Consider the following 14,444-nt stretch of genomic DNA (forward strand, 5'->3'; position numbering starts at 1 on the left):
AAGCGGAGTGTACGGTTTCGCGAACACCGCGATGTCGTGCCCCGGCTGCACGGCGCGGGCCACGATCTTGAAGGATACGAGCCATTCCGAAGGCTGGAATCCTAATAGGATCAGGATTGCGGCGACCCCCGCGAGCGGCAGAACGGCAAGGATGGCGCGATGGAGGAGCGGCTGTTTGCCCCGGAAAAGCAGATAGAGGTAGGAGGGAGCGAGATAGAGGGCGGCCAAGTGGAACGTGATCGCGACCGGGAACACCGCCGCGAGCCAAAGAGGATGATCGGTGTCCCTCGCGCGGCGCAACCCGAGCCAGAGATAGGAGAGGATCGCGACGCTCGCCGGCGGGTAGCTCTCGATGTAACCAAAATAGAGCTGGGCCAGCCCCAGCGTGGCAAGCACCGCGAACGCGGCCGCGCGGGACCCGGTTCTAGGCGAGATCTCCGTGGCGATTCCCCACAAGATCGCCGCGGCGGCCGCGCCGCAGAGGATGGACAGGATGCCGACGATCGACGCCTCGATGGGGATTCCGAGCGCGCGCAAGATCCAGGCATATCCGGTCCAGGTCGCCGCCGCGAGCGGCTCGCTGTAGGGATTCGGCTTGCCGGACCGGATTCCCTGGAGCCATATCGTCGTGTCGCCCAAGAGAAAGGTCCGGAGTCGGAGCTCCCAGAGGATCCACGCCCAGGGCAAGAGCAAGAGCCAGCCGCTCCACCGCGGAAGGCGAAACGGGTTCGTCCTGGGGGATCGGCGCGCCGAGCGGCCCCTGGGGTCGCGACGGCGCGGGGCCTCCTCGACGCGCGGCGTGCCCGCGCGGAAGAGGTCGACGACGAGGAGGAGCGCGGCGCCGAAGAGGAGCGCCATGACGAGGAAGCGTGCCGGCGGGGGAAGGAATCCGGGGAGGTGGAGCCCCCAGGCCCGCGGCCCTGGGCGATGGCTCGCCGCGGCAACGGAGAGGGCATACGCCGAAGCGCCGGCCGCGAGGACGGCGCGCGCTGCGCGGGATCGATCCATCGCCGCAGTATAGGGGTTGCGGGGCCCGCGCCCGGGAGTAGAATGGCAGGCGCTAGAGCCGCTCCGCGCCGGTCCTGCTCCATTCCGGTGCCCGCCATTCAGGATCGAGAGGTTGCCATGAGTCTGGTCTTGGAGAAGACGAGAAACCCGTTCGAGGTCGCCCAGCGCCAGTTCGACATCGCCGCCGACGTGCTTCATCTCGAGGAAGGGATTCGACTCAAGCTTCGGGTGCCGCGGCGTTGCCTGATCGTCTCGGTTCCGTTCGAGCGCGACGACGGGTCCTGGATGGTCGTCCAGGGGTATCGCGTCCAGCACGACGTATCCCGGGGCCCCGCGAAGGGGGGCATCCGCTATCACCCTCAGGTCACGCTCGACGAGGTGAAGGCGCTTGCCGCTTGGATGACCTGGAAGTGCGCGGTTGTGAATCTGCCCTACGGCGGCGCGAAGGGCGGAGTGGAGGTGGATCCCAAGGCGCTCTCGCACCACGAGCTGGAGCGGATGACGCGGCGGTACACGAACGAGATCGCGATCATCATCGGGCCCGAGAAGGACATTCCGGCGCCCGACGTCTACACCGACGCCCAGGTCATGGCCTGGATCATGGACACGTTTACGATGCGTCAGGGATTCGCCTCTCCCGGCGTCGTGACCGGAAAGCCGATCTCGCTCGGAGGCTCCCTCGGGCGCAGGGAAGCCACGGCGCGCGGTTGCACGTACACGATCGAAGAGGCGTGCAAGTATCTCGGCAAGCAGCTCGAGGGAATGACGGTCGCGATTCAGGGCTACGGGAACGCCGGCTCGATCGCGCACGACCTCCTGCACCAGCGCGGCGCGAAGGTCATCGCCGTGAGCGACTCGCGCGGCGGGATCCATTCCTCCCGTGGCCTCGATCCCAAGGTGGTCCAGGCGCACAAGAGCCAGACGGGGACCGTGGTGGGGGTCCCCGGTACGGACCGGATCGGAAACCGGGAGCTGCTCGAGCTCAGGGTGGACATCCTGCTCCCGGCCGCGCTCGAAAACCAGATCACCGAGGAAAACGCGCCCAAGATCAAGCCCAAGATCCTGGCCGAGGCGGCGAACGGCCCCACCACGCCCGACGCCGATCCCATCCTTCACGAGAACGGGGTCTTCCTGATTCCGGACATCCTCGCGAACGCGGGAGGGGTCACGGTTTCCTACTTCGAGTGGGTCCAGGACCTTGCGAACTACTTCTGGACCGAGGATGAGGTGAACCAGAAGCTCGAGACCGTGATGAGACGCTCCTTCCGCGACGTCGCGTCGCTCGCGGAGAAGCATCACGTTCACAACAGAACCGCGGCCTACATGCTCGGCGTCGGCAGGGTCGCGGAAACGACGAGACTCCGGGGGCTCTATGGCTGATTCCACTCGGCATGCCGGAGGGGCGCGCCCTTCCAGCGCGCCCGCGAGGGCGGCCTCGGACGCCGAACGTGGCAAGAGCGAGAACGGCGATTTTCTGAAGATTCGATCGATCGATCATCTGGAGTTCTGGGTCGGGAACGCCCGCCAGGCCGCGTTTTTCTACTCGCACGCCTTCGGGCTCGCGGTGACCGCGTACGGCGGGCTCGAGACCAAGATGCGCGACCGCGCCTCCTACGTGCTTCAGCAGGGCAAGGTCCGCTTCGTGCTGTCCACCCCGCTCGGACCGGAGGGGTTCATGGCGGAGCAGATCCGGCTCCACGGCGACGGGGTGCGCGACATCGCGCTCGAAGTCGAGGACGTGGACCGCTCCTACCAGGAAACGACGAAGCGCGGGGCCAAAGGGGTCCAGGAGCCCACGACGGTCCAGGATGAGTTCGGCTCGATCCGCCGCGCCTCCATCGCCACGTACGGAGACACGATCCATTCGTTCGTCGACCGCTCGAAGTACAAGGGCGCGTTTCTTCCCGGGTATCGCGCCACGGGGGAACAACCGAAACCGGGGCCCCTGCTCTACATCGACCACGTCGTCGGGAACGTGGCGCTCGGCGACATGAACCGTTTCGTGGCCTTCTACCGGGACGTGATGGGCTTCAGCCAGTTTCAGCACTTCGATGACAAGGACATCTCGACCGAGTACTCCGCGCTCATGTCCAAGGTGATGGCGGACGGCAGCGGAAAGGTGAAATTCCCGATCAACGAGCCCGCCGCCGGGAAAAAGAAATCCCAGATCGAGGAGTATTTGGAGTTCTACCGCGGGCCCGGCGTCCAGCACATCGCCCTCGCCACGAGCGACATCTGCTCCACCGTCGCCCACCTTCGCGACACCGGTATCCAATTCATCGGCGTCCCGCACAGCTACTACGAGGTGCTGGAAGACCGTGTCGGGAAGATCGACGAGGACAAGGGCGAGCTGTCGCGGCTCGGAATCCTCGTCGACCGCGACGATGAGGGCTACTTGCTCCAGATCTTCTCCAAGCCGGTCGAGGACCGCCCGACGGTGTTCTTCGAGGTCATCGAACGAAAGGGAAGCCGAGGCTTCGGGAAGGGGAATTTCAAAGCGCTCTTCGAAGCGATTGAGCGCGAGCAGGCGCTGCGGGGCAACCTCTAAGCCGGGATGCGTCTCGTCTCCTTCAGCCGGAGCGGGACGGCGGAGCGCCTGCTCGGCGCGCTCGAAGGGGATCGAATCTTGGAATTGGGGGCCGCCGCCAAGGTCGTGGCTCCCGGGTTGGACTCGGCGGGGCGGCTCCGCTCGCTCGACCTCCTGCTGGGCGATTGGGATCAGGGTCTTCCCCTCGCGCGGTCCGTTTTCGAGCGCGCGGGGTCGGGCGGGTCCAAGCACCCGGATCTCGCGGCGGCCTGGCATCCTCGTGCGCGGGTCACGTTGCACTCTCCGGTCTCGCGCCCGCCCACCCTCCGCGATTTCTATTCCTTCGAGGCCCACGTCAAGAACGCCCGGGCGCGGCGGAGCCTTCCGGTGCCTCCGGAGTGGTACGAGTTTCCGGCGTTCTATTTTTCGAACCCCGGCTCGCTCCTCGGGGACGGCGCGCCGGTCTCCAAACCCTCCTGGACGGAAGCGCTAGACTATGAGCTCGAGATCGCGTGCGTGATCGGAACGCGGGCGCGCGACGTTCCGGCCGAACGGTGGCGCTCCGTCGTGGCGGGCCTCACGATCCTGAACGACTGGAGCGCCCGCGACGTGCAGCGAAAGGAGATGGCGATCGGGCTCGGGCCCGCGAAGGGGAAGGACTTTGCGACCTCGCTTGGCCCCGCGCTGGTCACGCTCGATGAGGTCGAGCCCAAGCGAAGCGGCGATCGATACGATCTCGCGATGGAGGCGCGCGTGAACGGCGCCACGCTCTCGCGCGGGAACGCGAAGGACATGCACTACACGTTCGGCCAGATGATTGCGAGGGCGTCCCAGGACGTGTATCTTTTTCCCGGCGACATCATCGGCTCGGGAACCGTGGGCTCGGGATGCCTTCTGGAGCTGGGCGAGAAGGTCCACCCCTGGCTCAGGGCCGGAGATGAAGTCGTCCTCGAAATTGATCGTCTGGGAACACTGACCAACCCGATCGTCTGACGGGAGTGAGGCAACGCAATGCCGATGTACCACACGCTGGGCGAGACCCCGCACAAACGGCACACTCAGTTCCGCCGCCCGGACGGGAAGCTCTACACCGAGCAGCTCATGGGTTCCCGCGGGTTTTCGGGGCGCTCGTCGCTCATCTATCACTACAACATGCCGACCCAGGCGAACGAGATCCACAAGGTCCAGGACTGCCGGGTCCAGTATGCGGACGATCAGGTCCTCCGCCATCACCACTTCAAGACGAAGGACCTGAAGAAGAGCGGGGATCCTGTGACCGGTCGCGTGGTGCTGCTGCACAACAAGGATGTGTCCATGGCGATCGCGGTTCCGGACCAAAAGATGAAGTACTACTACCGGAACGGTCAAGGCGACGACATGTACTTCATCCACGAAGGCGCGGGTCGCATCCAGACGATCTTCGGCGAGCTCCACTACCGCCCCGGTGACTACGTCGTGATCCCTCGCGGGACGACCTACATGTTCCATCCCGAGCCCGGACCCCAGCGGTACCTCGTGATCGAGTCCGCCTCGTCGATCGAAACGCCGAAGCGATACCGGAACGAGTACGGGCAGCTTCTGGAGCACGCGCCGTTTTCCGAGCGGGATATCCGGCGGCCCGAGCGTCTCGAGACGTTCACCGATCGCGGGAAGTATGAGGTCCGGATCAAGGCGCGGGATCAGATCACATCCTACGAGTTCGAGTTCCATCCGCTGGACGTGGTGGGATGGGACGGGTTCTTGTACCCCTATGTGTTCAATATCGAGGACTTCGAGCCGATCACCGGGCGGATCCACATGCCGCCGCCCACGCACCAGTGCTTCGAAGGAACCAACTTCGTGGTCTGCTCGTTCGTGCCGCGGATGTACGACTACCATCCGAACGCGCTCCCCATTCCATACAACCATTCGAACGTGGACTCGGACGAGGTGCTCTACTACGTGAACGGGAATTTCATGAGCCGCCGCGGCATCGAGGTCGGCTCGTTCACGCTCCATCCGTCCGGAATCCCGCACGGGCCGCATCCCGGCGCCGCGGAGGCGGCCATCGGCGCGAAGGAGACGAAGGAGCTGGCGGTCATGCTCGACACCTTCCATCCGCTCTACGTCACGACCGACGCCGAGCCCTTCGACGACAAGAACTACCCCTATTCGTGGCGCGATCAGCCCGGGAAGTTTGTGGGCGAGGGCGCGACGGGGTGACCACGCCGTCGTGACCGACCGGGGGGGAGGCGCACCGACCGGACCCGCCGGCGCGACCACGGGCAGCCCGGCCCTTCCCAAACTGCGGGGCCTCGACCCCGCCACCCTCGAGCCGGCCGAGGTCTACGCGCTCCTCGTCGGCTGTGTCGTCCCTCGCCCCATCGCGTTCGTTTCGTCGCTCTCGCGCGACGGAATTCCAAATTTGGCGCCGTTTTCGTTTTTCAACGCCGGGGGGGCGCACCCGCCCTCTCTCATATTTTCCCCCGTCACGAGCGGCGCGGGACGGGACAAGGACACCCTGCACAACGTGCGCGCGACGGAGGAGTACGTCGTCCACATCGCGCCCTGGCCCCTGCGCGAGCGGATGAACCAGGCTTCCGCCGATTACCCTCCCGAAGTGGATGAGTTCGGAGAGGCCGGGTTCACCAAGGCGCCGAGCGTGAAGGTGAAACCCTGGCGCGCGGCCGAGTGCCCGATCGCGATGGAATGCCGGCTCTTCAAGATCGTTCAGCACGGCGATGGTCCGCTGCGGGCCAACTACGTGATCGGAGAGGTCGTATATTTCCACATCGCGGAGTCGCTGATGCGGGAGGGACGCGTCGATTCGGTCGCGATCGACGCGATCGGCCGGTTGGGCGGGCCGATGTACACGCGGGTGACGAAGGAGTCGGTGTTCCATCTGCCGCGGCCGGCGCTGCCGCCGAGGACTTGAGCGGGACACGCATTGACCAAGTCCCGGATGGAGGCCTTCAGCGACGGCGTGATCGCCGTCATCATCACGGTCATGGTGCTCGAGATGAGGGCGCCGCACGGAGCCGACGTCACCGCGCTGAGGCCTTTGATCCCCGTGTTCCTCAGTTACGTCATGAGCTTTGTCTTCCTCGGTATCTACTGGAACAATCATCATCACATGTTGCAGGCGGTGCACTCGGTGAACGGCCGCGTTCTCTGGGCCAATTTGCATCTCTTGTTTTGGCTGTCGCTGACGCCTTTCGTGACCCACTGGATGGGCGAGACCCATTTTGCGACCTGGCCGGTCGCCGTGTACGGCCTCGTGCTCCTGCTCGCGGCCATCGCCTATTACGTGCTGGCCCGCGCGCTGGTGGCCCACCACGGCGCCCATTCGACGCTCGCGGTCGCGCTGGGCAGTGATTTCAAGGGAAGGATTTCGATCGTGATCTACGCGGTCGCGATCGCGCTGGCGTTCGTGGCCCCCTGGATCTCCTGCGCCCTCTACGCCGTCGTCGCCATGATGTGGCTCATCCCGGATCGCCGCTTCGAGCGTCTGCTGATGGAGCACCCCAAGTGACCCGCCTTCGCCGAAGCTAGGCCTTCGCGGGCCGGCGCACGGCCCGCTGTGCCGGTGGCCGCTCCGCGCCGGCGCGGTGGCGCTCCGCAAACCCGACCATCCTCCGCAATCCCTCGCCCAGCTCCTCGTCCGAGACGCAGAAGGCGATCCGGACCCGATGGCGCGCTTTCGGGTTCGTCGGGTACTCCGGCGCTCCGGTCGGGGAGGGCTCGGCCATCGGGGAGCCGTCCGCGGTAAACCTGGGCTGAATCGCGAACCCCGAGCCCGGCGCCACGGCGACCCGCTCCTCGCGCAGAAGCGCCACCGCGAACTCGTCACCGGTCATCCCGGTCTCCGAGACATCGGCCATGATGTAGAACGCCCCCTCGGGCACGTAATCCGCCATCCCCGCCGGCTGCAAGATGGAGAGCGCAAGGTCGCGCCGCCTCTGATACGCGGCCTTCATCCGCGCGACGCCCGCTCGCTCGGTCTCGGTCAGCGCGGGGAGCGCGCCCCACTGGATGGGCATGCCCGCGCTTGCCACGAGAGGCTCCTGGCATTTGCGGAGCAGCGTGGCCGTGTAGAGAGACGGGGCGACGACGCACCCCAAGCGAAGGCCGGTCATGGCGTACGACTTGGAGAAGGTGAAGAGGGTGAAGACGCGCCGCTCTTCCTCGGGCAGGTCGCGCTCGAACGATCCCGGGGAGACATGCGATCCCCGGAAGACGAAATCCTCGTACGCTTCGTCGCTCAGGATCCAGAGGTTCCGCTCCCGCGCCAGTTCATAAAACGCCCGAAGCGTGGCCTCCGGAAAGACGGCGCCGGTCGGGTTGCTCGGGCTGTTGATCAGGATGGCCCGGGTCCGCGGCGTGACGAGCTGGGGCAGCGCGCCGACATCGGGCTGATATCCCGGTCCGAGCGGGTAAAATATCGGCCGGCCGCCTAGGAGCATCGTTTCCTGGACGTAGTTGGGCCAGTAGATCTCGGGGAGGAGCACATCGTCACCGGGACCAAAGAGGATCTCGAGCGTCGCGAAGAGCGCTTGGGTAGAGCCAGGCGTGATGATCACCTGCTCGGTCGAGGCGGCGAGACCGTTTCGCGCCCGCGCCTTTCCGGCGAGCGCTGTCCGAAGCTCCTGGACGCCGGCGGTGGGCGCGTAGTGGGTTTTTCCGGCCCGCAGCGCGGCCGCGGTGGCTTCCACGACCACCGGAGGGGGCGCGAAATCGGGATCCCCGACGTGCAGGCGGAACACCGGCCCGCCGCCCGCGCGCTCCATCTCGTCGGCGAGGCGGAACATGGTTCGGATCGGTGAAAACGGAATCAACTGGCTCCGGCGCGACGGCTGAGGCATCTTGAGTCTCCCGTGAACGACCCTTCGACGCAGGGCGGCGATCATAGCAGACGAGGGCGCAGTCTGGCCCTCCTCGTCGTTGCGATTCTCATCGTGCTCGCCGGCGTGATCGCGGGCGCGGTCATCGTGCCTCGGCTGCCGCCTCCAGAACCCACGCCGAGCCATTCTCCGCTGCGCCGCGGCGCGCCCGGCTCTCGGTCGACCGCCGCCCCCGCGCGAAGCCTGCCCTTCATGCGAGGCGTCTGCTGGGAGGCGGCCGGGAGGGCCAAGCCGTCCGATCTCGAGCCTCTGATCCGCATCCACGCGAACTGGATTTCGCAGACGCCGTTCGGATGGCAACGAGAGCTGGACTCCCCGCTCATCGTCACCTCGAGCGGCTCGGGAGGCTTTTGGGGAGAGGGAGACCACGGCTTGGAGGCGACGACCCGGTGGGCTCACGAGATGGGAATCCACGTGCTGCTCAAGCCGCATGTCTGGACCCGCGCCGGTTGGTCGGGGACGGTCGCCATGAGGTCGGAGGAGGACTGGGCGACGTGGTTTCAGTCGTATCGCAGGTTCATCCTCCACTACGCGGACCTGGCCGAGCGCTGCGGGATCGAGGCGCTGGCGGTGGGCACGGAGCTGGGCGGGACCATCCGTCGCGAACGCGAGTGGCGGTCCGTGATCGCCGACGTGCGCAACCACTTCCACGGCTCGCTCGTCTACTGCGCGAACTGGGCGGAGGACCTGCACCAAGTTCGCTTCTGGGACGCGCTCGATTGGATCGGCGTGCAGGCGTATTACCCGCTCAGCCACCGGCGCGAGCCCCCGCTTTCGGAGCTCGTGCGGGCTTGGCGCCAGCCGTTCGCCGACCTGAACAGACTTTCGCAGCGGTGGGGGAAGCCGGTCGTTCTCACCGAGGTGGGCTACCACAGCCTGGACACCGCGGCGAGCCGCCCCTGGGAATGGGAGCTCGCGGGCACGCTCTCGCTCGACACCCAGGCGCGCTGCTACGAAGCGCTCTTCCGCGTTTTGCCAGAGCAACCCGGCGTTCGTGGGGTATTCATTTGGAAGTGGCACCCCGATTACTCGCGCGCGGGGGGGCCCGCGGACACCGAGTACTCCCCGCAACGCAAACCTGCCGAAGGGGTTCTTGCGCGGGCGTTCGCGGAGATCGAACGCGATGCCAGGTGACCGCGCAGGCCCGGAACGGGCGGCGGATGGATCGGGCTGGCCGGGCTTCTTGTGGCCGATCGCGGTACTCTGTTAGGCTCGGAATCGAGATTCGCGCTACTCTGCCGTTCGCGATCCCATGGAGGTTTTGGATGAAGACTCGGATGACGTTCGCGCTTCTTGTCCTCGCCCTGCTTCCGTCCTGGACCCCGGCCCGGGCGCGGGCCCAGGGAAGCACGACGACCGGAACCGTGCAGGTGACGCCGGCCAAGCCGGCGCCCGCAAAGGCACCGGCCCCAGCCGCCGCCAAGGCGACGACGAAGGCCGCGAAGGCCCCGTCCACCATGCCGGCCGAGGCTCCGGCCGCAAAGACCGGACCGCGGTCGATCATCGGGGAGGTCGTGGACCCGGCCTGCTGGATCGTGAACGGCGCCAAGGGCCCTTCGCACAAGGAATGCGCCATCGCCTGCGCGAAGGCGGGACAGGTCCTGGCGATCGTCGAGAACAAGACGCAGAAGCTCTACATGGTGGCGACGGACAAGCCGGGTGAGGATCCCAACAAGGGATTGATCGATTACGTCGGGCAGACGGTCCTGGTCAAGGGTCGGGTGTACTCGCGGGGAGGGGCCACGGGCATCAAGGTTACTTCCGTGGAGCCCTACAGTGCCACGGCGGTCCGGACCGAGTAGGCGTCCGTTTGACGCCAGCTCGGAGCTCGCGGAAAGGGAGTCGGATATGAAGCCCTCGAATCACGACACGCTCGCGCTTGCGGCGCTGGCCGCGGCGCTCCTTCTGGCGGTCGCCGCGGCCCCCACGCCGCCTCCGGCGACCGGCTCCCACCAGCACGAGCACGGCGCCGCGGCGAAGGCCCCGGAGGGGGCGGGTCAGCGGGGCGCCGGAAAAACCATGACGATCGTCGGCGAGGTGATGGATCCGGCCTGTTTCCTCGAGGCGGGGCCCAAGTCGATCGGCCCGGGACACTACCAGTGCGCGATCGACTGCGCCCGCTCGGGGCAGACGCTCGCGATCTACGACCGCGACCAGGACCGGATCTACTTCATCGCGGGAGAGCTGCCCGGGAAAAATCCAAACGATCCCCTCATGCCCTACATCCACAAGAAGGTCGACGTGCTGGGAACCGTGTACCACCGCGCGGACGCGTACGGAATCGTGATCCTCAAGGTGACGCCGCACGAGGACAAGACCGGGGGCGCGGCCGCGGGAGCCCCAGCGGGGAAATAGCCCGCTCCCGATGAGTCGTCGGCGACCGAATTCAGCATGAACTCGCTCGTCCTGCCGCTTGCGGCGATCGTCGCCTTTTCCTTCGCCTACCGCTACTACGCGGCTTTCATCGCGAGCAAAGTCGCGCGCGTGGATCCCTCGCGTCCGACTCCCGCCACGACGATGGCGGACGGCCGCGACTACGTCAAAACGAACAAGTACGTCCTGTTCGGGCACCACTTCGCGGCGATCTCGGCATCGGGGCCGCTGATCGGCCCGGTGCTCGCGGCGCAATTCGGGTACTTGCCGGGCGCGCTCTGGATCCTCTTCGGCGCGGCGCTCGGCGGCGCGGTCCACGATTTCATCATCCTCTTCGCCTCGGTGCGCCACGGCGCGGCGCCCCTCTCCGAGATCGCGCGCCGCGAGATCGGCCCGCTCGCCCACCGGGCCGCGACCGCCGCGATCCTCTTCATCACGGTGCTCCTCCTCGCGGGTCTCGCCATCGTGGTCGTGAACGCGCTCGCGAACTCGCCTTGGGGGACCTTCACCGTCGCGATGACGATCCCGGCCGCGCTCCTCTTCGGCTTCTACATGTACCGGATCCGGCCCGGCCGGGTCGTGGAGGGAAGCCTGATCGGTGTCGGGATGATTCTCGCGGCGGTGATCGCGGGGCCGTGGCTCCTGAAGTCCCCGTTCGCGTCGTGGTTCACCCTGCCGCCCAGGACGCTGGGCCTCCTCCTTCCGCTTTACGGGTTCATCGCGGCGACCCTACCCGTGTGGCTCCTGCTCTGCCCGCGCGACTACCTCTCGACCCATATGAAAATCGGGACGATCGTGCTTCTGGTGGTGGGGGTCGCGATCGTGCATCCGAAGCTGCTCATGCCCGCGGTCACCCCCTTCATCAACGGCACGGGGCCGGTGCTCCCCGGGATGAAGGTCTTTCCATTTTGCTTCATCGTGATCGCATGCGGCGCGATCAGCGGATTCCACTCGCTCATCGGCTCGGGCACCACCCCGCGGATGGTGCCCGACGAGGGGAGCATCAAATTCATCGCCTACGGCGCCATGCTGACCGAGGGGGTGGTGGCGATCATGGCGCTCGTCGCGGCGACCACGCTCCAGCCCGCCGACTACTTCCTCATCAACGGCGTTCCCAAAGTAGTTCACGCGCTCGGGATCCAACCGGCGCAGCTCAACGAGCTGACCCGGCTCGTGGGGGAGGAGACGCTCCAGGGGCGTACCGGAGGCGCGGTCTCGCTGGCGGTCGGGATGGCGAACATTCTCCGCCAGATCCCCGGGATGGGGCACTTGATGGCCTACTGGTATCACTTCGCGATCATGTTCGAGGCGGTCTTTATCCTGACGGCGCTCGATACCGGAACCCGCGTCGCGCGCTACCTCTTCCAGGACGTGGCGCGCAACGTGTGGGCGCCTCTGGGCTCGACCACGAATTGGATCAGCGTGTCGCTCGTGGGCGCGGTGGTGTGCCTCGCGTGGGGATACCTCGCGGTGACGGGAAGCGTCGAGACGATCTGGCCCCTGTTCGGAGTCTCCAACCAGCTTCTCGCCGTGATCGCGCTCGCGGTCGGGACCTCCTTCATCCTGCGCCAACGCCCTGCGCCCTACGCGCTCGTGACGCTGGTCCCGCTCGCGTTTCTCACCGTGAGCACGATGACCGCGGGCGTGCTGAACACCATCCGGTATCTGTCCCCGGCGTACGTCGCCGACAAGGGCGCCACCATCGCGACGGTCGACGGCGCGCTGAGCGTGATCCTGATTCTGCTCGTGGGCACGGTCCTGATCGATTCCGTGAGGCGGTGGGGATTCATTCTCGCGGAGCGGCGCCGCGGGGTGGTCACCATACCGATGGCGGTGGCCGCAAGCGATGGCGGCGTGGCACCGCCCGCCGCCGAAGCCGCGGGGTAGGCGATCGCAGCTCGAACGCGATTCCATCCAGCCGCGTCGGTTCCGATCCAGGAATCCAGGCGTTCATCCTCGGGTGGGAGCGCCGCCTCGTGCCGCTCGTGGAGTTCGGCACCGACGCGGTCTTCCGCCTGGCGGGCTAAACCGGCAGCGACGCCAGATCCGCGAACGTCGTCAGCTCGATTCCCTGGGAATCGACGATCCGCCTGCTCTCGGGGCTTGTGAGCGCCTCCAGCTCGGCGCGCCACTCATATCCCCATCCTGCGATCGGCGAGGATTCGGGCTCCCCGCGGCCCGGGTGGCAGAGCAGCTCGCTCGTGCCCTGAGGGACGCCGAACAAGACCGACCGGAGCGCTTTCAGATCGAGGTGTCCCGAGGTGTGGAATCCGAAAAAGCGGTCGGGGGTCCGGATTCCTGAGGCGTTCAGGTACGGGAGATTGGACTGCTCCATCAACCGGAGCGGCAGGAACTCGAGGGAGCGGCGCACCGAGCCGCGTTCCGCCCGCCTCAGCACGGTCGGAACGCGCGGAAAACGCATGGCCAGGATCCCGTTCGCCCGAGCGATGCGGAGCGCGACCCGGAAGAGACCGGGCACCAGATGCAGATGCTGGTAGCTGTCCAGGTGCGTGATGCGCACTCCAGCGCCCCGCAGCAGCGCGATCTGCGCGGACCACTCCGCCTCGACCTCCTCCTCGCGCACTCCATCCGAAAGGTAGCGCGCCATGAACTCCCCATACCCGGGAAGGAACCGCCCGGCCGTCTGAACGAGCGACCCGACCTGCTCGGGAGGCAGAACCGGCGCCCCGTGCACGATCATGAGATGGACGCCGGTGTCGAGATCGGGATGGGACGCGGCGTACTGCGCGGCAGGGACAAACGCGTCCCCGGTAGCGACGAGGCTCGCGCTGGTGAGGATCCCGCGCTCGAACGCGTCGATCGTCCCTTCGGTGATGGGGAGCGTGAGGCCGAAATCGTCGGCATTGACGATGAGCCGCCTGCCCGCCGCGGCTCCCGTCAGGGGAACGCGCATGTTCGATCGAGGGTAGGGAACCCCGGCGCCTGAATCAAGCGAAACGGCCCCGAGCTTGGTGGGCGCGGGGCCGCCGGGATCGCTACGGGTGTTGCGCGCTACTTGTTGACGTCCGAATCTCCGAAATTGTCCACCTGGACGGTGAGGTAACACTTCGCCTTGACGTAGTCGCCATAACTGTCGGTCGCCCGCAGGTAACCCGTAAAGACGATCGTGGCGGTGGAGGTGATCGTGCTCGTGATCGTGCCGAGCAGGGCGCCTTTCTCGGAAGGATTGCTGATCGTGATGAAGGCGTCGGCGGTGCCGCCCGAGGGGACGGTGACGTTCATGCCGCCCGAGAGCGGGCTAAAGACGCCGTTGCTGTAGGTCACCGTATAGTCGGTGACCACGATCTCGGAGAATCCGGTACCGGGCGCGACGGCCGCACTGCCGTCGTGAGGCTTGTTTGCGAAGGTCACGGCCACCTGGTCCACCGGGATGAAGATGTGGGACGAGTCGGCTTCATTGATCAGGTCGCTGTAATAGGTGGCACCCTCATTCACGCTCACGACGCTCAAGTCAGCACGGGTCGACTCGTGGGTGCAGCCGCCGATGAAAAACAGCGCCGTGACTCCTGTCATCGCCATCCCTGCCAGCACTGCCCGAGTGCACTTCATAGACGTCTCCTTGGCCTTCGCGATCCCGATCGCATGTGGTCCATAGGAAAAAGCAGAAATACCCAGGCGGGTTCGAGCAATTGATA

13 protein-coding genes and 1 pseudogene are annotated in these 14,444 nt (G+C 66.5%); 10 read left to right on the forward strand and 4 right to left on the reverse strand.

The genetic code is table 11. From position 1 onward, the window contains the following. Positions 1-1,008 (reverse strand): hypothetical protein (locus E6K76_10255; protein ID TMQ57471.1); only part of this gene is annotated, 1,008 nt, incomplete at its 3' end. A 117-nt stretch (positions 1,009-1,125) separates the two neighbouring features. Between E6K76_10255 and E6K76_10260 the strand changes: the two genes are divergently transcribed. From E6K76_10260 to E6K76_10285, 6 genes are all read left to right on the forward strand, one after another. Then, entirely contained in the window at positions 1,126-2,388 is a 1,263-nt protein-coding gene (locus tag E6K76_10260; GenBank protein TMQ57472.1) for a Glu/Leu/Phe/Val dehydrogenase, read from the forward strand. Continuing rightward, entirely contained in the window at positions 2,381-3,556 is a 1,176-nt protein-coding gene (gene hppD / locus E6K76_10265) for a 4-hydroxyphenylpyruvate dioxygenase (protein TMQ57473.1), read from the forward strand. The genes E6K76_10260 and hppD overlap by 8 nt, the downstream gene beginning before the upstream one ends. Positions 3,557-3,562: 6 nt before the next feature. Then, positions 3,563-4,528 (forward strand): fumarylacetoacetate hydrolase family protein, encoded by a 966-nt coding sequence (locus tag E6K76_10270; protein ID TMQ57474.1) that lies wholly within the window; start codon positions 3,563-3,565, stop codon positions 4,526-4,528. A gap of 18 nt (positions 4,529-4,546) precedes the next feature. Beyond that, positions 4,547-5,737 (forward strand): homogentisate 1,2-dioxygenase, encoded by a 1,191-nt coding sequence (locus E6K76_10275; GenBank protein TMQ57475.1) that lies wholly within the window; start codon positions 4,547-4,549, stop codon positions 5,735-5,737. 82 nt (positions 5,738-5,819) lie between these two features. Beyond that, positions 5,820-6,449 (forward strand): flavin reductase family protein, encoded by a 630-nt coding sequence (locus tag E6K76_10280; protein TMQ57496.1) that lies wholly within the window; start codon positions 5,820-5,822, stop codon positions 6,447-6,449. Between the two features lie 12 nt (positions 6,450-6,461). Continuing rightward, positions 6,462-7,046, forward strand: coding sequence for a DUF1211 domain-containing protein (locus E6K76_10285; protein ID TMQ57476.1), 585 nt, complete (start codon positions 6,462-6,464; stop codon positions 7,044-7,046). 16 nt (positions 7,047-7,062) lie between these two features. On the opposite strand, the gene E6K76_10290 is transcribed toward E6K76_10285, so the two are convergent. After that, positions 7,063-8,847, reverse strand: coding sequence for an aminotransferase class I/II-fold pyridoxal phosphate-dependent enzyme (locus tag E6K76_10290; GenBank protein TMQ57477.1), 1,785 nt, complete (start codon positions 8,845-8,847; stop codon positions 7,063-7,065). On the opposite strand from E6K76_10290, the gene E6K76_10295 reads away from it, so the two are divergent. The 4 genes and pseudogenes from E6K76_10295 (at position 8,830) to E6K76_10310 (ending at position 12,675) form a co-directional block, all read left to right on the forward strand. After that, on the forward strand, positions 8,830-9,549 hold the full coding sequence (locus tag E6K76_10295) for a hypothetical protein (GenBank protein TMQ57478.1): 720 nt from the start codon (positions 8,830-8,832) through the stop codon (positions 9,547-9,549). The genes E6K76_10290 and E6K76_10295 overlap by 18 nt on opposite strands. Positions 9,550-9,794: 245 nt before the next feature. Beyond that, positions 9,795-9,899, forward strand: a pseudogene (locus tag E6K76_10300) (histone). Positions 9,900-10,263: 364 nt separating this feature from the next. After that, complete coding sequence (locus E6K76_10305; protein TMQ57479.1) at positions 10,264-10,770, forward strand: hypothetical protein; 507 nt, start codon at positions 10,264-10,266, stop codon at positions 10,768-10,770. Positions 10,771-10,806: 36 nt separating this feature from the next. Continuing rightward, on the forward strand, positions 10,807-12,675 hold the full coding sequence (locus E6K76_10310; GenBank protein TMQ57480.1) for a carbon starvation protein A: 1,869 nt from the start codon (positions 10,807-10,809) through the stop codon (positions 12,673-12,675). A gap of 136 nt (positions 12,676-12,811) precedes the next feature. On the opposite strand, the gene E6K76_10315 is transcribed toward E6K76_10310, so the two are convergent. Together E6K76_10315 and E6K76_10320 are read right to left on the reverse strand one after the other, a co-directional pair. Beyond that, entirely contained in the window at positions 12,812-13,702 is an 891-nt protein-coding gene (locus tag E6K76_10315; protein ID TMQ57481.1) for a ChbG/HpnK family deacetylase, read from the reverse strand. Positions 13,703-13,800: 98 nt separating this feature from the next. Further along, entirely contained in the window at positions 13,801-14,358 is a 558-nt protein-coding gene (locus tag E6K76_10320) for a hypothetical protein (GenBank protein ID TMQ57482.1), read from the reverse strand. Between the last annotated feature and the right edge of the window lie 86 nt (positions 14,359-14,444).

It is taken from the genome of Candidatus Eisenbacteria bacterium (genome assembly GCA_005893275.1).
Classification (GTDB): domain Bacteria; phylum Eisenbacteria; class RBG-16-71-46; order SZUA-252; family SZUA-252; genus WS-7.

What these genes read in the sequence shown, in the direction of transcription:
- E6K76_10260 (TMQ57472.1), top strand. Translation starts at nt 1,126, where the DNA reads ATGAGTCTGGTCTTGGAGAAGACGAGAAACCCGTTCGAGGTCGCCCAG.
- hppD (TMQ57473.1), top strand. Translation starts at nt 2,381, where the DNA reads ATGGCTGATTCCACTCGGCATGCCGGAGGGGCGCGCCCTTCCAGCGCG.
- E6K76_10270 (TMQ57474.1), top strand. Translation starts at nt 3,563, where the DNA reads ATGCGTCTCGTCTCCTTCAGCCGGAGCGGGACGGCGGAGCGCCTGCTC.
- E6K76_10275 (TMQ57475.1), top strand. Translation starts at nt 4,547, where the DNA reads ATGCCGATGTACCACACGCTGGGCGAGACCCCGCACAAACGGCACACT.
- E6K76_10290 (TMQ57477.1), bottom strand. Translation starts at nt 8,847, where the DNA reads ATGCGGCTTGAGCAGCACGTGGATTCCCATCTCGTGAGCCCACCGGGT.
- E6K76_10305 (TMQ57479.1), top strand. Translation starts at nt 10,264, where the DNA reads ATGAAGCCCTCGAATCACGACACGCTCGCGCTTGCGGCGCTGGCCGCG.
- E6K76_10310 (TMQ57480.1), top strand. Translation starts at nt 10,807, where the DNA reads ATGAACTCGCTCGTCCTGCCGCTTGCGGCGATCGTCGCCTTTTCCTTC.
- E6K76_10315 (TMQ57481.1), bottom strand. Translation starts at nt 13,702, where the DNA reads ATGCGCGTTCCCCTGACGGGAGCCGCGGCGGGCAGGCGGCTCATCGTC.
- E6K76_10320 (TMQ57482.1), bottom strand. Translation starts at nt 14,358, where the DNA reads ATGAAGTGCACTCGGGCAGTGCTGGCAGGGATGGCGATGACAGGAGTC.